The organism is Kitasatospora sp. NPDC034023, assembly GCF_055575795.1.
Genome location: NZ_JBVIRY010000010.1, coordinates 119,786 through 136,231 on the forward strand (window position 1 = coordinate 119,786; position 16,446 = coordinate 136,231).

A 16,446-nucleotide genomic window follows, 5' to 3' on the forward strand; every position below is an offset into this window, starting at 1 on the left:
GGTCCGTCCGTCTCAGCGCTCGACCTGCAAGCTGTGGCAGACCCAGCTGAGCCGGTCCGGCCCGTCGATCGGCGGCCGGTCGTGGTACGTCCCGTCCGCCACGGACAGGTTGACGATCAGGTAGGCGTGCCAGTTGGACCCCACCCCGTGCAGGTCCGCGTAGACCAGCTCGTCCTCGACGTACCAGTCCACCGAGTGTGCGCCGAGCACCACCCGCAGGCCGAAGGTCGCCCCGGGGCCGATCCCGACACCGCCGCCGTGCCAGTACCGGAAACCGCCCCGGACGTGGTTGGAGATCTCCAGCAGGTCCGGGTTGTCGGGGTGGTACTCGAAGACGTCCACCTCGTTGCCGCCGTCCCGCCAGGTCCAGATCGCCGGCCACGCGCCCAATTCGACGGGCAGCGTCACACGCGCGGACAGCACGTCCCCGGTGCGGACCTGGAAACCGTCCGGACTGCCCTCGGTGGTCAGCAGGTTGCAGCTCCACAGCCCGCCGCTGTGCCGCCGGGTGGCGGTGAACAGTCCGCCGGGGCAGTACCCGCGGACGAGGTAGTCGAGCTTGTGGTCGCTCCGATTGGTCGGCCCCATCCGGGGATAGGCGCTGCTGCGCCCGGTGATCCACTGCCTGGTCGAAGTGAAGTCCGCGTCGAACACGACTGTCACGGCCGCCTCCCCGGTGCACCGATGTCCCGGCAGTCATCAGCCGGGCACACAGGGTGAGTTACCCGATACGCTCCGCTGTATGCGAAGTGGACCGCCCGGGTCCGAGCCGGCACCCACAGCCGACGGAGCCGACAGGCCGGAACCGAGGGCCGGAAGCCGGTAGCCGGAAGCCGGATCAGCCGACCGTCGCCGCGCCCCCGGCACCGAGCCGGTCGGTCACCGAGACCACGCCGTCCACCGAGCGGCACAGGTTGAGCACGATCGGCACCAGGTGCGGTTCGGGCACGGTGCCGCTGAGCACCACCCGGCCCTGGTTGACCTCCACCCCGATCTCCGCCGGGCTGACCCCGTCGATCCGGCCGAGTACCTCCTCGACGATCTCCCGCCGGATCACCATGTCCTCGCGCAGGAACACCCGCAGCAGGTCCCCGCGGCTGACCATGGCGATGACCCGCCCCTCCTCGTCCAGCACCGGCAGCCGCTTCAGTCCGTGCCGGCTCATCATGCGGGCCGCCGCGACCACGCTGGTGCCGGGGGTGGTGCAGACCGGTTGGGTCGTCATCAGGTCGGCGGCGGTGACCTCGCCGCCCGGGCCCGCTTGCACCGACTCGGGCGCCGGCAGCAGGCTGCCCGGGTCCTCCTGCGCGGCCAGGGTGCGCAGCAGGTCGGCCTCCGAGACCACGCCGAGCGGCCGCCCCTCCGGGTCCGTCACCGGCACCCCGGTGATGTCGTACTCGCTCAGCAGCGTCACGATCTCCCGGAACCCGGTCTCGGGGGAGACCAGGACCACGGGGCTGGTCATCACGGATTCGACAGTGGCATGCCGCACGCCGGTTCACCTCGTCCAACAGTGCTGGTCCGACCGGGCGCGGATCGTCCCGGCCGGTTACCGGCAGCATGGCGCGCGGCCGCGCGGATCGCCAGGGGCCAAGGGGCCGAACGGGTGGGACCTTGGGCCCCGGCCCGCTCCTGGTACACGGCCCCGACCGGAGCTCCGCGCACCCCTCGATCGCTTCCGATCGCCCGCCGGGATCCCCGGACGGCGCAACCATCACATGATCGACTCGTTGGACCGTCCACCACGACAGCACCACGGCTCCCGGGAGGCCCCTTTGCCAGGACGGACGGTGGGCGCGGCAGCGCCGGCCCGAGGGGTCGCGGCGCGTCCCGTGGCCCGGGCGGAGGCCGCGCTGGTGCGCCACTACAGCAGGCTGGTCCGGCTGGCGTACCTCGCTCTGCCGGCCGACCGGGACCGGCACACCCGGGTGCTCGCCGCGCACGCCGCCGTCCAGCGCGCCCTGCCCTTCCGCTGGACCCGCCGTGACGAATCGGGCACCGCCGAAGCGGACCCGGTGTACGCCGCGCTGCGCCTGCGGGTCCTGCGCGCCGCGCTCCGCCCGCACCCGGCCGCCCGCCTGTTCGCGCCCCGGGTCTGGGGGCTGCGGCTGTTCACCCCGCACGGCGGCGAGGAGGACGCGGAACTCGACCGCGCGCTCGCCGCGCTCGACGCCCCGGCCCGGGCCGCGTTCGCCCTGCGGACGGTCGAGGAGCTGGACGCGGACGAGGCCGCGGAGGTGCTGCGGCAGGCGGGGGTGGCACAGCCGGACGAGGCGGTGACCGCGGCCGCCGCCGTCCCGTCCGGCCCGGACCCGCAGCCACCCGCCTTCGACCCGTGCGCGGTCCGAGTGCAGCCCACCGACCTGCTGCGCCGCCGCCGGACGCTGACCGCGGCGTTGGCGGTCGGCGTGCTGGGGCTCACCACCACGGCCGCCGTCCTGGGCGGATCCGGCCCCGCGACGCCCACCGGACCGGCGTCCGGGCCCGCCCCGGGCGCCGCCGATCCGGCCCGGCTGGTCCGGGTGGCGCCCGACGCGTGGCAGCACACCGCACGGGTGGACTTCTCCGCCTGGCCCGCCCGGGGCGACCGCCGCGAGGACGGCGCGCTGCTCGGCCACGCCCTGGCCGCCTGGGCGCAGCCCGGACCGCGGACCCGCACCGAGCCGGGCACCACCGCCGCGCCGCCCCCCGAAGCACCGCAGCTGCTGTTCGCCGGGACGGTGGACGGCACCGGCGTGGTGGTGCTGTACGACGGCCGGCGGATCGCCCGCTACACCGACGGCCGCGACGGCGGTCTGGACCTCGCCCGCGCCGACGACGCGGACCTGACCACGGCGGGCGCGGTGGCACTGCGCCGCCAGGGCACCGCCGTCCGGTATCTGCTGGCGCCCTGGGTGGACGCCGCCGAGACCCGTCGGATCGACCAACCCGACGCCCCTGCCCGCCCGTTGGAGCACCCCGACGGCATCACCACCCCGGCCGCCGGCGGCGGTCCCGCCGACTGCCAGGGCGCCACCCTGCTCCAGTTGCACTCCTCCCCCGTGGTCGCCAAGCACGCCTTCCTGCTGGCCGACCTGGGCGGCCTCGTCCCCGCGCACCTCACCTACGCCGCGCCGCCGGACCGCCCCCAGCCCGCCCAGTCCGACCGCTCCCAGCCGACCCGCGAACCCCACGAGGCGACCGCCCAGGACGCGCTGCAGGCCTGGGCCCGGGCCGGCTGCGCCGTCCCGGACGGCAAACCGGGCGTCAAGCAGCTCGACCTGTGGGCCTTCGCCGTCCAGCCGCTGCCGCAGAACGCGGGCTCGGCCGCCTGGGTCTGCCTGCGCGCCGACCGCTGGAACGGCGAGGGCAGCGCGGCCACCGCCGTCGTCCTGCCGGCGGCCCGCGGACCGCAGCGCACCGGCGGCGGCCCGGGCCGGGCGTGCAGCCGCTTCGAGCAGGACACGGTGGCCTGGGCCTGGTGGCGCTCCCCGCAGGGCACGGAGTACCTGCTCGCGGCGGGCAGCCGCCGCGTCACCCGACTCTCGGTCAAGGGCCCGGACTGGTCCGCCGACCGGCCCGCCGCGGACCACACCCTCGCCGTCGAGCGCCCTGCCCGCGCGGCCGTCCAGGTGGAGGCGCTCCTCGACAACGGCACCCGCATCGGCCCGCTGCACTGAACCCCCGCGCCGCTCAGCCTGCCGCACCCGCGGCACCTGCTGCACCTGACAACTCCGCCTCGTAGTCCGGAAGTTCGACGCTACTGACCTTCTTCCCCAGCTCCAGCATCTTCTCCAGCGCCCACCGCCGGTTCAGTACCGCGTTGCGGAACCGCAGCCCGGTCGCCGTGCGCGGCGCCAGGAACGGCCCGGTGCGGTCGCCGCCCTTCTGGCAGCCCTGCGCGTAGCCGCGCAGCAGCGTCTCGTACCGCTCGAAGGCGGCGCGGTGGTCACCGCGCGCCCGGGCCAGCTCGCCCGCCAGGACGTACGCGGCCACCACCGCCGTCCCGGTGCCCATGCCACCGATGGTCGCGCCGCAGGCGGCGTCGCCGATCAGGGCGATCCGGCCGCTCGACCAGGTGGGCGTGTCGGCCCGGCTGATGGAGTCGAAGTACAGCTCGGGGGCGGCGTCCAGGCTTTCCAGCAGCTGTGGCACCCGCCAGCCGAGATCCGCGAAGGCGGCCCGGACCAGGGTTTTCTGCTGCGCCTGGTCGTGGCGGTCGTAGCGCAGCTCAGGCGAGGCGAACAGGCAGAAGGCGCCCGCCCGGTTCGGGTCCCGGTGGGCGGCGCCGACGGCCATCAGCCGGCCGGGGACGTTCAGTCCCACCGTTCCGACCGGCAGTCCGAGGCCGTTCGGCAGCTGCCAGGTGGCCGCGTAGTAGCCGAGGTGGCGGACGTAGCGCTCCTCCGGGCCGAAGGCGAGCCGACGGACGTTGGAGTGCAGCCCGTCGGCGCCGATCACCAGGTCGAACTCGCGCGGCGCACCGTGCCGGAAGGCGACCCGGACTCCGCTCGGCGTCTCCTCCAGCGCGGTGATCGAGTCGCCGAAGAGGTACTCGGCGCGGGCGCTGCTGTGCCGGTACAGCAGCTGGGCGAGTTCCCCGCGCGGTATTTCCAGGTCGCCGCCCGCGAACTCGGCGGGCAGGTGCAGCAGTCGGCTGCCGTCGGCGGCCAGGAAGGTCATCGGGCTGCCACCGGTGGCGAGTGGGCGCAGCTCGTCCAGCACGCCCATCCGTTCCAGCACGGTCAGGTGGGTGCGGCCGCGGAAGTCGACGTCCTGGCCGCCGTCGCGCAGTGCGGGGGCCAGCTCGACCACGGTCACCTCGAAGCCGTACCGGCCCAGCCAGTGGGCCAGCGCGGGGCCGGCGATGCTCGCGCCCGAGATCAGGATCTTGGTGCTCATGGGGACCACTCCGTCCGAGGATTCGGAAAACTGCGTCCGGCGGACACTGTTTGCTGCTGTGTACGGTAGACACAGTTGGAATGGAGGGCAACCCCCAAGGCAGCACGACGGGAGCGGACGATGAGCGAGGCGGCGAACGACACGGTGCGGCTGCTCTGGGAGCCGCCGGCCAAGCCGACCCGGGGGCCGAAGCCGGCCCTCACCCTGGAGCGGATCGCCGCGGCCGGCGTCGAGGTCGCCGACGCGGAGGGCCTGGGCGCGGTGTCGATGCAGAGGGTGGCCGGGCTGCTCGACTTCACCAAGATGTCGCTCTACCGCTACGTCCCCGGCAAGGCCGAACTGATCGCCCTGATGGTCGAGTCGGCCGTCGACGAGCCCCCACGGCCCGCGGACGGCGCCGACTGGCGGGAGCAACTCTCCGCCTGGGCAGTCCACTTGGCCGCCACCTTCGCCCGGCACCCGTGGCTGCTGGACGCCACCGTCGGCCCCCGGGTGGTCGGCCCGAAGGAACTCACGTGGCTGGAGCGGGTGGTGGCCGCACTCGACGGCCACGGGCTGACCGGCCCCGAGCGGATGGACGCCGCCGTCCTGCTCGCCGGGCACGTGCGCGGGATCGCCGAGCAGTCCCGCGCCGCCGGACCCGCCGGCTCCCCCGAGGCCGAACTCCTCAGCGTCCTCGACACCGTGGTGCGCCGGCACGCCGACCGCTACCCCGCCGTCGCGGCCGCCATGGCCGACCCGGGCGGGCGCGACCAGGCGCTCGACTTCGGCCTGGAACGCATCCTCGACGGCCTGGCCGCCCTGATCGAGCGCCGCACCCGGCAGACCTGAGCCACACCCGGCAGGCCTGACCGCGAGAATCCGGCTCAGCCGCGCACCCGGAAAACCCCTCGGACCACCGCCCGTCCGCCCGCTACCATCGCGCCCCATGGCGATGTTCGTGCACCTGACCGCCGCGGCCAACGCGCCGCGCATCCGCCGCGCCGGGATCCGGGCCGACAGCCGCGGGCAGGGCGGAGCGCGCGGGCTCTACTGCTTCCCCGTGCTGCCCTCGTACACGGTGACCCACCAGTGGCTGCGCGAGCTGGCCAGGTTCGGACCCAAGGGTTCCCTGGTCGCGGTGCACGTCCGACTGGACGACGCGCAGGAGGTCCTGGCCGGGCACTACCGCGACCGAGCGAAGGGCGCCCAGCAGTCGGTGTCCGCGGCCGAGGCGGTGCGGCGGATCGGCGCGCTGGCCGATCCGCGCGGCTGGGAGGTCTTCCTGCCGCGTGCGGTGGGCGCCCGCGAGGTGCACCGGATCCGCGCCGTGCCGCAGGTCGCCGGCTGGCGCTACCTGCCGAACGCCCACGGCACCCGGCCCTGCACCTGCTTCGGCTGCCGGATCCGCGGCGAGTACGGCGGACGTCGGCTGCGCGAGCGCCGGCCGCACGCGCTGGACGGTCCGCCGCCGCCCGTCCCCGTCCTGCTCTCCCGGATCGAGGCGGCCGGCGACCCGGGCGACCCGACCGAGCTGCGGGCCGCCCTGCACTGGTTCGCGATGCGCCGTCGCGGCCCGGTGGACGCCCTGGCCCGCCTGGCCGCGCACCCCGATCCGGGCGTGCGCGAGGATCTGGTCTGGACCGTCGGCACCTGGTCCACCCCGGGCGCCGCCGGGCTGCTGGACGGCCTCGCGGACGATCCGGACCCGGATGTCCGCGAGGCCGTCGAGGCGATGCGGGACCGCTGAGGCCCCGCCGCCACCGGAAGCCGTCAGGAGACGCGCATCCCATCGGTGACCTGCGCCGCTCTCCGCCGACGTGCCCGTCCGGCCGATCCGGGTGAGCATGGGACAAACCGCGTCTTTGGCGATTCGGCGATTCGGCGCGCCGGTCGGCTCCGGTGGCGCCCGGAAGGTGGACTGCGATGTTCCAGCTCCTGTGGATTCTGCTCATCGGCTTCGTGCTCGGCGTGCTCGCCAAGCTGATCCTGCGCGGCCCGCAGGCGATTCCCTGGTGGCTGACCATGCTGCTCGGCGCCGCCGGGGCCTGGCTCGGCAACGCCGTCTCCGGCTGGGTCGGCGTCCGCCACACCTCGGGCATCGACTGGATTCGGCACATCCTCCAACTCGCCTTCGCCGTCGGCCTGGTGGCCTTCGTCGCGCCCGCCTGGAGCAGGTCCCACCACAGCCGCTGACCTCGTGGCCCCGGCCGGCCCGCCGGGCTGAGCGGTACGGCCGCACCCCGCGGCCGTACCGCTCAGCCCACGTGCACGGCCGGACGGCGCGAGCGGTCCGGTTCGGCCTCGCGCAGCACCTCGCGGGTGACCGGTGCGATCTCACCCTGCCCGAACAGGAAGAACCGCAGGAACTGCGCGAAGGGGTTGCCCTCGGTCCACTCGAAGTAGATGTGCGGCTGCTGCCCGGTCAGGTCGCGGACCTGCAGCAGCAGGGCGGCCAGCGCGTTGGGGACGCTGGAGCTCTGCAGCGACAGCACCCGGTAGCGGTCGTGCATCACCTCGCCGTGCACGGTCAGTTCGGCTTCGAAGTCGGACGGGTCGAGCACGGTGACCTCGACGAAGACCAGGTCGTCCTCGACCGGGATGTCGTTGTCCCGGCGGATCTGGTGGATCTTGTCCCGGTACTCGGCGAGGTCCCGGCTGTTCGGCTCGTTGGCGATCAGCCGCAGCGGGCGGTGCATGTAGTCCCGGACGAACCGCTCCGCGACGTCGTCCAGCACCACGTCGGTGACGCGCAGTTCGAAGGCCCGCTTGAGCCGGGAGAGGAAGGAGACCAGCATGATGCCCGCGATGAAGCAGGCACCGATCTTGACGCCGTCCGGCCGCTCGGCGATGTTGACCGCCGTGGTGTAGAGGAACACCGCCGCGATCACCGCGAAGCCGGACCGCCAGCGGCGCTGTCCGGCCTTGTGCGCGGCGATGGTGACGGCGATCGCGGCGGAGCTGATCAGCACCAGGACGCCGGTCGCGTACGCGCCGCCCTGGGCGTCCACGTTGGCGTCGAAGAGCCAGGTGACCAGGAAGGCGATCAGGGTGAGGACGATGACGGTGGGCCGCACGGCGCGGGCCCAGTGCGGCGCCATGCCGTAGCGGGGCAGGTAGCGCGGCATCAGGTTGAGCAGTCCGGCCATCGCGGAGGCGCCGGCGAACCAGAGGATGGCGATCGTGGACAGGTCGTAGATGCTGCCGAAGGCGCTGCCGAGGTACTCGTGGGCGAGGTAGGCGAGCGCCCGCCCGTTGGCCGGGCCGCCCTTCTTGAAGGCGTCGGCCGGGATGAGCAGGGTGGTGATGAAGCTGGTGGCGATCAGGAAGCAGCTCATGATCGCGGCGGCGGTGGTGAGCAGCAGGCGGGCGCCCCGGATCCGGCCGGTGGGCTTCTCCTCGGTGTCGTCGGGGTCGCCCTCGATGTGCGGCATCACGGCGACGCCGGTCTCGAAGCCGGACAGGCCGAGCGCGAGCTTGGGGAAGACGATCAGGGCGACGCCGACCATGGCGATCACGTTGCCGTGCTCCATGATGAGCGCGTCGGTCCAGTCGCTGAACAGGTGCGGGGCCTTGAGCACGTTCCAGAGCCCGTCGACGACCACCACGACGTTCAGCGCGAGGTAGACCGCGACCAGCACCACGGCCAGGCCGATCGCCTCGCCGAAGCCCTTGAGGAAGACCCCGCCGAGCAGCGCGATCATGATCAGGGTGAGGAGGACCTCCTTGCCGGTCAGCGCGCTGTGCAGGTGCGGGTTCTCGACCAGGTGCGCGCTCGCGTCGGCGGCGGACAGGGTGATGGTGATCATGAAGTCGGTGGCCGCGAAGCCCAGCAGCGCGAGGACGAACAGCTTGCCCTTCCAGAACGACAGCAGCCGCTCCAGCATCGCGATCGAGCCCTCGCCGTGCGGGCTCTCCTGGGCGACCCGCCGGTAGACCGGGAGCGCGCCGAGCAGGGTGACGATCACCAGCACGATGGTCGCCAGCGGCGACACCAGGCCGGCCGCGAGAGCGGCGATGCCGGGCTGGTAGCCGAGCGTGGAGAAGTAGTCCAGGCCGGTCAGGCACATGACCCGCCACCAGCGCTGCCCCTTCACGTGCGGCACCTGGGCGTGCGGGCCGGGGTGCTGCTTGGCCCTGTCCGCCAGGCCTTCGAGCATCCACGCCCGGAACCGCCCGCCCTTGGGCCGGGACGGCGCCCCCGGTTCGGCCGAACCCGACGAGACCACGTACACCCCTGTCCACGACTCGGTCGGCCGCCTACGGGGCCGGACCCCCTGTGGCCGCCGGACGGCGGGCCTGGTCAGGCTAGGTGACCGGGTCGGGCCCGCCCGGGAACCGCGCGGGCCAACACGCCAGGGTGCGCCCGTACGGCCCTCCCGGCCGGCGGGCGGCGTCCGGCCGTGCCCGGCGGCCCGGCGCGTTTACCCGGACTCGGCCTCCGGAACGGGTGAGGATGTCCGCGCGCATTGACGCACGAGGTTGACGCTCCGGGTCGGCGCGGGCCGATCGACACCATCGACACAGCTGCGAACCAGAGGGAGGCCGCGGTGGCGGTACCGAGCCGGCGGGGGATCCTGGGCCTGGGCCTGATGGCAGCCGCCGTCACCTCCTGCGGTGCCCGTCACCCGGAGCCGGCACCGGCCCCGCACCCCTCCGCCGAACCACCGGCCGGCCCCGGCGCGGGGGACGCCGGCCGGCACGCCGGGGCGACCAACGACCTGAAGCACGAGCAGGCCCTGCCCGGCACGCCCGGCTGGGAGATCACCGACCCCGGCCCGGACGCCGCCATCGCGGGCTTCGCCGACCGGGTCAGCGTGCTGCCCGGCGAGAGCTTCGGCCTGCACGTCTCCACCCCGGCCTCCGCGTTCACCGTCTCCGCCTACCGGATGGGCTGGTACGACGGCGCCCGCGCCCGCCTGGTCTGGCGCCGCGAACACGTCCCCGGCGACCAGCAGCCCGCGCCGCACGTCGACCCGGCGACCCGCACCGTGCTGACCGGCTGGCAGCGCACCCTCGCCGTGGACACCACCGGCTGGCCCGAGGGCGCGTACCTGCTGCGCCTGGACACCGAGGACGGCTCCGGCCACCGCTACGTGCCGCTCACCGTCCGCTCGGCCGTCACCGCCGGGAAGACGGTGATCATGAGCGCCCCGGCGACCTGGCAGGCCTACAACGAGTGGGGCGGCTACAGCCTCTACAACGGCCCGACCGGAGGCCTGGCCACCCGTTCGCTGAAAGTCGTCTTCGACCGGCCGTACGACTACGACCACGGCGCCGGGCTGTTCCTGGTCTACGAGGCGCCGCTGGTCGCCCTCGCCGAGCGGCTGGGTCTGCCGCTCGCCTACACCACCGGCATCGACGTGGCCCGCGAGCCCGGGCTGCTGACCGGCGCGACCACCGTGGTGTCGCTGGGCCACGACGAGTACTGGTCCCCCGAGCAGCGCGCCCGGGTGGTCGCCGCCCGCGACGCCGGGACCAACCTGGCGATCCTGGGCGCCAACTGCTGCTTCCGCCGGGTCCGCTTCGAGCCGACCGACCTCGGCCCGGAGCGCACGGTGGTCTGCTACAAGGGCGCCTGGGCGCAGGACCCGGGGTACCAGGCGGGCGCCCCGGCGACCACCGACTTCCGGGCCGACCCGGGCGCCGACCCGGAGAGCTCGATGCTCGGCGTGATCTACGACGGCTACCCGGTGGACGCCCCGTACGTGGTCACCTCCCCCGGGCACTGGGCCTTCGAGGGGACGGGCGTCGCGGCCGGGGCGTCCTTCCCGCACCTGGTCGGCGTCGAGTACGACCGGGTGGACACCGCCTTCCCCACCCCGCGCCCGATCGAGGTGATCGCCCACTCCCCCGTGGTCTGCGAGGGCCGCCACTCCCACTCCGACACCGCCTACTACACCGTGCCCGGCGGCGCCGGGGTCTTCGCCTCCGGCACGATGCGCTGGGTCGAGACCCTCGACGCCCACGGCCCCGGCGGTGGCAAGGCCGACCACGGCATCGACGCCCAGGCCGGGGACCTGGTCCGCAGGACCACCGAGAACGTCCTGCGCACCTTCGCCGCCGGCCCGGCCGCCCGCACCCACCCGGCCCAGGACAACCTCGGCGCCGTCTACGGCACGGCGTAGCGGCGAGTTCTCCGGACACCGTTCCGGGCGGGGGCGGCCCGCCGCGGGAGCGCATCGTGGTCGAACGGACGTCCGACCGCCGCCCGCGGCAGGAGGGGGCCCGCGCCCCCGATACACTCACCCGGTCCAACCAGCGCAGGTCGTCCAGGCAAACCGACCGGTGCGGCCCGGGTGCCGACCGGCGAGTGCACGAGGGAAACAGAACATGGTCGAGGCCTCCCCCAAGGTCGTTGTGGTCGTCCCCACGTACAACGAGCGGGAGAACCTCCCGGTCCTCGCGGGCCTGATCGCGGAGCTTCCGGTGCCGAACCTGCACCTCCTGGTGGTCGACGACAACTCGCCCGACGGCACCGGCGAGATCGCCGAGAAGCTCGCCGCGGACTCCGGCGGCACCGTCGGCGTGCTGCACCGCACCGAGAAGAATGGCCTCGGCCGCGCCTACCTGGCCGGCATGGACCGGGCCCTGGACGAGGGCGCCGACGTCGTGGTCCAGATGGACGCCGACCTCTCGCACCCGGCCTCGGTGATTCCCGAGATGGTGCGGACCCTGCTCACCGACGACACCGGCGTGGTGATCGGCTCCCGCTACGTCACCGGCGGCTCCACCGCCGCCGAGTGGCCCTGGCACCGCAAGGCCCTGTCCGCCTGGGCCAACCTCTACGTCAACACCATCCTCGGCCTGGGCGTCAGGGACGCCACCGCCGGGTTCAAGGCCTGGCGCGCGAGCACCCTGCGCGCCATCGACCTGCCGACCGTGCAGAGCAACGGCTACTCGTTCCAGGTCGAGATGAACTACCGGGTGGTCAAGCAGGGCATGACGATCCGCGAGGTGCCGATCCGCTTCGAGGAGCGGATCGAGGGCGCCTCGAAGATGAGCATCGGGGTGCAGGTCGAGTCCGCGCTGGCCCCCTGGAAGCTGCGCTTCCACCGCGGCAACTGACCGGAGGCAGCCGGAAGGCGACCAGTAGCCGGTCGGAACCGCTCGTTTTCACGGGTCCTGCGGGTTCATACGGGTTCATCCGGGCTCATACGGGTGCCGGACGGGCCCGGGACCGGTGTGAAGGGCGGCGGCGGGGAAAGAAGGGCGACATGGCCCTTCTCCCGGAGTCACTCACGGCCCTGATCCGCCGCAGCGCGCGGGAACCCTTCGTGGTCCAGACCATGCGGGCCACCGTCGCGGCCACCATCGCCTACGCGGTGGCGACGCAGCTCAGCGCCGAGCCCGCCCCGCTGACGGCGCCGCTGACCGCGCTGCTGGTGGTCCAGGTCACCGTCTACTCGACGCTCAAGACCAGCATCCGCCGGGTCAACTCGGTGGTCGTCGGGGTGCTGATCGCGATCGGCTTCAGCGCCGTGGTCGGACTCTCCTGGTGGAGCCTCGGGCTGATCATCCTGGCCTCGCTGGTCGTCGGCCGGTTCGTCCGGGTCGAGGAGTTCGTCCAGGAGGTCGCGATCAGCGCGATGCTGATCCTGGGCGTCACCAAGCTGGCCTCCCAGGCCTGGGACCGGGTGCTGGAGACGCTCATCGGCGCCGCTGTCGGCCTGCTGTTCAACCTGGTGTTCGCGCCGCCGGTCTGGGTGGACACCGCCGGGGAGTCGATCGAGGACCTCGCCCGGCGGGCCCGGCAGCTGCTGGTCGACATCTCCGAGGAACTGGGCCGGCCCACCCCGGTCGCCCGGGCCGCCGAGCGGCTGCACGAGGCCCGCCGGCTGGACCAGGCGATCTCCGAGGTGGACGCGGCGCTGCGGCAGGCCGAGGACAGCCTGCGGTTCAACCCCCGGATCAGCGAGGGGCTGCTGTCCCGGCTGGTGCTGCGCACCGGGCTGGACACCCTGGAGATCTGCGTCGTGGTGATCCGGGTGCTGGCCCGCTCGCTGACCGACCTGGCCAAGCGGCGCGCGCCCGGCGAGCGGCTCTTCCCACCGGACGTCGCGGTGGGCCTGGAGGAGCTGCTGGACCACGTCGGCGGGGCGATGGTGAGCTTCGCGGTGCTGGTGACCACCCAGGTGAGCCGCAGCGCCGAGGAGGCGGAGACCCGGCTGACCGCCGAGCTGGCGGCGGCCTGGGCCTGCCGGGAGAACGTCGCCCCGGTGCTGCTGCGCAAGGTGCAGGAGCACCCGGAGGCCTGGCAGCTGCACGGTTCGATACTGGCCGAGGTGGACCGGATCCTGGACGAGCTGGACCTGGAGCACCGCAGCCGACGGCTGATGGAGGAGCTGGACCGGGCGTCGGTGGCGAACCGGGAGCGGTTCGCGCGGTTCGCCGGGCTGCGCCGGTTCCTGCGCGGCGAGCGGGGGCGGGGGCGCGGGCGGGGAACTGCGGGGCGCCCGGCAGCGGAGGCCGGGCGCCGATCCGCTGCCGGGCGCTGACGGCCTGCGGGGCCTCAGGCCATCAGGGCCTCAGGGCGTCAGGGCATCAGCCAGGGCTGCTGCGGGAGCGGGTGGCCGGTCTCCAGGTAGGTCTTGAGGTTGGAGAGCACCGCCGCCCAGCCCTCCTCGGCGTTCGTCCGCTCGGCCTCGTCGGCGAGGTTCTCGTGGGTGACGGTGAGCCGGGTGAGGTCCTGCCAGCTGCGGATGTCGAAGGTGACCCGCGAGGGCCCGCCGGGGCGCCGCTCCTGCGGGCCGGCCCAGGTGGTGACCAGCCGGTGCGGGCGGTCGGCGGCCTCGACGGTGCCGACGACGTCGGAGATCCCGGAGTCGTCGGTGCGCTGGTGCTCCCAGGGCGCGCCGGGCAGCCAGGTCGAGACGTTGCGGTGGCCCCAGTAGAGGCCGGACTCGTCGGCGTTGGTGAGCGCGTGCCAGACCCGCTCGGGGGCGGCCCGCAGGTAGACGATCGCGCGGTGGGCGGAGGCGGTCACGGCATCAGCCCTCGGCCGCGTCGAGCAGCTGCCGGATGTCGAGCTTCTGCATCCGCAGCACGGTCGCCATCACGCGGTCGGCCTTGGCCCGGTCGCGGTCGCCGATCAGGTCGAGCAGGACGCGCGGCGTGATCTGCCAGGACAGGCCGAAGCGGTCCTTGAGCCAGCCGCACGGGCCCTCCTGGCCGCCGTCGGCGGTGAGCTTGGCCCAGAGCTCGTCGATCTCCCGCTGGTCCTCGCACTCCACCTGCAGCGAGACGGCCTCGGTGAACGTGAACTCCGGGCCGCCGTTGAGGGCGACGTACTCCCGGCCGGCGAGTTCGAAGGCGACGGTCATGACCGAGCCGGCCTCGCGGGGGCCGGCCTCGCCGTAGTGGGTGACCTGCGTGATGCGGGAGTTGGGGAAGACCGAGGTGTAGAAGGCGGCGGCCTCTTCGGCCTGGTCGTCGAACCAGAGGAAGGTGCTGATTTTCTGCATGGGCCCGACGGTAGCGGCGGGGCCCGACAGGAAGGCCGAGCCACGGCCGGGGGTCACCGGTTCGGCGCCCCACGGCCGTGGCGGGAGCACGGATCAGTGCACCCAGCCCGCGTAGCGCTGGGTGAAGCGCTGACCGGTGTGGGCGGTCACGATGACGTCGTAGCGACCCTGCCTGTCCAGCGGCCAGGCCAGGTCGGCCTGCTTGCCGGGCTTGACCCAGACGGTCTGCGCGGTGCCCGCGAAGTCGTTGGGCGCGGCGGTGAAGGCCACGTCGGTCATGCCGTCGTTGGCCAGTTGGAGGCTGAACTTCCCGTTGCCGCGCAGGTCGGCGGTGACGATCGGCACGCCGATGTCGTTCTGGCCGTCCTGCCCGTCCCGGACCACCGTGCCGGCGAAGCGGCGGACGAAGCCGTCCGGGCCGTGGACGGTGAAATCGTAGCGGCCGTCGGTGGCGGCCGCGTCCCAGACGTACCGGGCGGTGGCGCCGGGGGCGACGGTGTACGGGGTGCCCGCGAAGGGGAACACGATGTTGGGGTAGACGGTGTACGGGAACGCCACCGAACCGTCGTTGCTCATCGTGCAGGTGACCTTGCCGGTCTTCCGGTCCACCTCCACGTCGGCCCACGGCTGGTACGGCAGGGGGCGGTGCGGGCGCTCGCCGCGCTCCTGGACGGGCATCGACTGGGCGCCGACCGCCGGCAGGGCGACACCGGGCAGCTTGGCGCCCGCGTCGGCCTTGGCCATCAGGGCCTTGGTGTCGGGCAGCTTCGGGATCGAGTACTCGGGGGCGGCGAAGTCGAAGCAGCTGGTGAGGTCACCGCAGACGGCCCGGCGCCAGGCCGAGATGTTGGGCTCGGCCACGCCGGTGACCTGCTCCATGAAACGCAGCACCGAGGTGTGGTCGAAGACCTGGGAGTTGACCCAACCGCCGCGCGACCACGGCGAGATGACCCAGAGCGGGACGCGGTTGCCGAGGCCGATGGCCCGTCCCTGGGTGAACTCCTCGGGGGTGCCGGGCTCGGGGGTGGGCGGGACCATGTGGTCGAAGTAGCCGTCGTTCTCGTCGTACATGACCAGGAAGACGGTGTGCCGCCAGACGTCCGGGTTGGACATCAGCGACTGCAGCGCCTGGTCGACCCAGTGCGCGCCGTAGGCCGGTCCGGCCTCCGGGTGCTCGGAGAACAGGTAGGGCGCGACCAGCCAGGAGACGGTCGGCAGGGTGCCGTCCTTGCAGTGGCGGTCGAAGTCGGCCGGGTCGAACTTGGTCATCGCGTTGACGTACCGCGGGTCGTCGGGCGCGAACGCGTGGAACTGCTTGAAGTAGGAGAGCGCGTTGTCGTCGTAGTCGCCGGTGCGGTCGTCCTTGCTGGGGTTGTGGTAGACGCGCCAGGTGACGCCGGCCGCCTGCAGCCGCTCGGCGTAGGTGGTCCAGTCGGCGACGGGGTTGTCGGTGACCGGGGTGTTGTCGATCCACGGGCCGGTGGTGCCGTCGCGGCCGGGGCCGGAGGTGCCGGTCCACAAGTAGAGGCGGTTGGGGTCGGTGGGGCCGGCGAGGGAGGTGAAGTAGGCGTCGCAGACGGTGAAGGCGTCGGCCAGGGCGTACTGGTAGGGGATGTCGTCGCGGGTGAAGTAGCCCATGGTGCGCTCGCCCTTGGCGGCGATCCACTTGTTCATCGCACTGTTGTTGATGGCCTGGTGGCCGGTCGCCCAGTCGTGGGCCAGGCCGCCGGCGTTCTGCGCGTTGTACTTGGCGGTGTCCATCCGGTACGGCAGCATCGCGCCGCCGTCACTGCGGCGGGTGTCCGGCTGGCGGAACACGTCGGTGCCGTCCGGGAACCGGAGCGCCTGCTTGTCGCCGAAACCGCGGACGCCGGCGAGGGTACCGAAGTAGTGGTCGAAGGAACGGTTCTCCTGCATCAGGACGACGACGTGCCTGACGTCCTTGATGGTGCCGGTGGCCCGGTCGGATCCGGCGGGGGCAGGAGCGGGGGCGGCTTCGGCGGTGCCAGCGGCGGACGCGGCTTCGGCCGGGGCGGCGGCCAGGCCGGTCAGGGCGGTGGCGCCGACCGCCGCGGTGGCGCCGACGAAGGTGCGGCGGGAGAGCTCGGGCATCACGAACTGA

At 73.5% G+C, this 16,446-nt stretch carries 14 protein-coding genes; 7 read left to right on the plus strand and 7 right to left on the minus strand.

The window, feature by feature from the left end; genetic code table 11:
- Window positions 1-12 precede the first annotated feature (12 nt).
- Complete coding sequence (locus ACZ52R_RS16455; protein WP_465618243.1) at window positions 13-663, minus strand: LamG domain-containing protein; 651 nt, start codon at window positions 661-663, stop codon at window positions 13-15.
- 175 nt (window positions 664-838) lie between these two features.
- Window positions 839-1,465, minus strand: coding sequence for a CBS domain-containing protein (locus ACZ52R_RS16460; RefSeq protein WP_465618241.1), 627 nt, complete (start codon window positions 1,463-1,465; stop codon window positions 839-841).
- Window positions 1,466-1,832: 367 nt separating this feature from the next.
- On the opposite strand from ACZ52R_RS16460, the gene ACZ52R_RS16465 reads away from it, so the two are divergent.
- A complete protein-coding gene (locus tag ACZ52R_RS16465; protein WP_465664699.1) occupies window positions 1,833-3,659 on the plus strand; it encodes a hypothetical protein in 1,827 nt (608 codons plus the stop codon).
- A 13-nt stretch (window positions 3,660-3,672) separates the two neighbouring features.
- On the opposite strand, the gene ACZ52R_RS16470 is transcribed toward ACZ52R_RS16465, so the two are convergent.
- On the minus strand, window positions 3,673-4,881 hold the full coding sequence (locus ACZ52R_RS16470; protein ID WP_465664698.1) for an FAD-dependent monooxygenase: 1,209 nt from the start codon (window positions 4,879-4,881) through the stop codon (window positions 3,673-3,675).
- 120 nt (window positions 4,882-5,001) lie between these two features.
- Between ACZ52R_RS16470 and ACZ52R_RS16475 the strand changes: the two genes are divergently transcribed.
- From ACZ52R_RS16475 to ACZ52R_RS16485, 3 genes are all read left to right on the plus strand, one after another.
- A complete protein-coding gene (locus tag ACZ52R_RS16475; protein ID WP_465664697.1) occupies window positions 5,002-5,712 on the plus strand; it encodes a TetR/AcrR family transcriptional regulator in 711 nt (236 codons plus the stop codon).
- A gap of 97 nt (window positions 5,713-5,809) precedes the next feature.
- Window positions 5,810-6,610 (plus strand): HEAT repeat domain-containing protein, encoded by an 801-nt coding sequence (locus ACZ52R_RS16480; RefSeq protein ID WP_465618233.1) that lies wholly within the window; start codon window positions 5,810-5,812, stop codon window positions 6,608-6,610.
- A gap of 176 nt (window positions 6,611-6,786) precedes the next feature.
- Window positions 6,787-7,056, plus strand: coding sequence for a GlsB/YeaQ/YmgE family stress response membrane protein (locus tag ACZ52R_RS16485; RefSeq protein ID WP_465618231.1), 270 nt, complete (start codon window positions 6,787-6,789; stop codon window positions 7,054-7,056).
- 62 nt (window positions 7,057-7,118) lie between these two features.
- Here the strand turns inward: ACZ52R_RS16485 and ACZ52R_RS16490 are convergent, their stop codons facing one another.
- A complete protein-coding gene (locus ACZ52R_RS16490; RefSeq protein WP_465664704.1) occupies window positions 7,119-9,020 on the minus strand; it encodes an APC family permease in 1,902 nt (633 codons plus the stop codon).
- Window positions 9,021-9,410: 390 nt separating this feature from the next.
- Here ACZ52R_RS16490 and ACZ52R_RS16495 point away from each other — a divergent pair, with 390 nt between their 5' ends.
- The 3 genes from ACZ52R_RS16495 (at window position 9,411) to ACZ52R_RS16505 (ending at window position 13,358) form a co-directional block, all read left to right on the plus strand.
- Complete coding sequence (locus ACZ52R_RS16495; protein ID WP_465664696.1) at window positions 9,411-10,988, plus strand: N,N-dimethylformamidase beta subunit family domain-containing protein; 1,578 nt, start codon at window positions 9,411-9,413, stop codon at window positions 10,986-10,988.
- Between the two features lie 205 nt (window positions 10,989-11,193).
- Window positions 11,194-11,928 (plus strand): polyprenol monophosphomannose synthase, encoded by a 735-nt coding sequence (locus ACZ52R_RS16500; protein ID WP_465664695.1) that lies wholly within the window; start codon window positions 11,194-11,196, stop codon window positions 11,926-11,928.
- A gap of 149 nt (window positions 11,929-12,077) precedes the next feature.
- Window positions 12,078-13,358: an FUSC family protein gene (locus tag ACZ52R_RS16505; protein WP_465618225.1), complete on the plus strand. Its 1,281-nt coding sequence runs from the start codon at window positions 12,078-12,080 to the stop codon at window positions 13,356-13,358.
- 38 nt (window positions 13,359-13,396) lie between these two features.
- On the opposite strand, the gene ACZ52R_RS16510 is transcribed toward ACZ52R_RS16505, so the two are convergent.
- The 3 genes from ACZ52R_RS16510 to ACZ52R_RS16520 all read right to left on the minus strand — a co-directional run bounded on the left by ACZ52R_RS16510 (window position 13,397) and on the right by ACZ52R_RS16520 (window position 16,436).
- Entirely contained in the window at window positions 13,397-13,846 is a 450-nt protein-coding gene (locus ACZ52R_RS16510; RefSeq protein ID WP_360504515.1) for an SRPBCC family protein, read from the minus strand.
- Between the two features lie 4 nt (window positions 13,847-13,850).
- The gene (locus ACZ52R_RS16515) at window positions 13,851-14,324 is read right to left on the minus strand and encodes a VOC family protein (protein WP_465618223.1); all 474 of its coding nucleotides are present in this window, start codon (window positions 14,322-14,324) and stop codon (window positions 13,851-13,853) included.
- A gap of 93 nt (window positions 14,325-14,417) precedes the next feature.
- Window positions 14,418-16,436, minus strand: coding sequence for a phosphocholine-specific phospholipase C (locus ACZ52R_RS16520; RefSeq protein ID WP_465618221.1), 2,019 nt, complete (start codon window positions 16,434-16,436; stop codon window positions 14,418-14,420).
- Window positions 16,437-16,446: the final 10 nt, after the last annotated feature.

What these genes read in the sequence shown, in the direction of transcription:
- ACZ52R_RS16460 (WP_465618241.1), bottom strand. Translation starts at nt 1,465, where the DNA reads ATGACCAGCCCCGTGGTCCTGGTCTCCCCCGAGACCGGGTTCCGGGAG.
- ACZ52R_RS16470 (WP_465664698.1), bottom strand. Translation starts at nt 4,881, where the DNA reads ATGAGCACCAAGATCCTGATCTCGGGCGCGAGCATCGCCGGCCCCGCG.
- ACZ52R_RS16475 (WP_465664697.1), top strand. Translation starts at nt 5,002, where the DNA reads ATGAGCGAGGCGGCGAACGACACGGTGCGGCTGCTCTGGGAGCCGCCG.
- ACZ52R_RS16480 (WP_465618233.1), top strand. Translation starts at nt 5,810, where the DNA reads ATGGCGATGTTCGTGCACCTGACCGCCGCGGCCAACGCGCCGCGCATC.
- ACZ52R_RS16485 (WP_465618231.1), top strand. Translation starts at nt 6,787, where the DNA reads ATGTTCCAGCTCCTGTGGATTCTGCTCATCGGCTTCGTGCTCGGCGTG.
- ACZ52R_RS16490 (WP_465664704.1), bottom strand. Translation starts at nt 9,020, where the DNA reads ATGCTCGAAGGCCTGGCGGACAGGGCCAAGCAGCACCCCGGCCCGCAC.
- ACZ52R_RS16500 (WP_465664695.1), top strand. Translation starts at nt 11,194, where the DNA reads ATGGTCGAGGCCTCCCCCAAGGTCGTTGTGGTCGTCCCCACGTACAAC.
- ACZ52R_RS16505 (WP_465618225.1), top strand. Translation starts at nt 12,078, where the DNA reads ATGGCCCTTCTCCCGGAGTCACTCACGGCCCTGATCCGCCGCAGCGCG.
- ACZ52R_RS16515 (WP_465618223.1), bottom strand. Translation starts at nt 14,324, where the DNA reads ATGCAGAAAATCAGCACCTTCCTCTGGTTCGACGACCAGGCCGAAGAG.
- ACZ52R_RS16520 (WP_465618221.1), bottom strand. Translation starts at nt 16,436, where the DNA reads ATGCCCGAGCTCTCCCGCCGCACCTTCGTCGGCGCCACCGCGGCGGTC.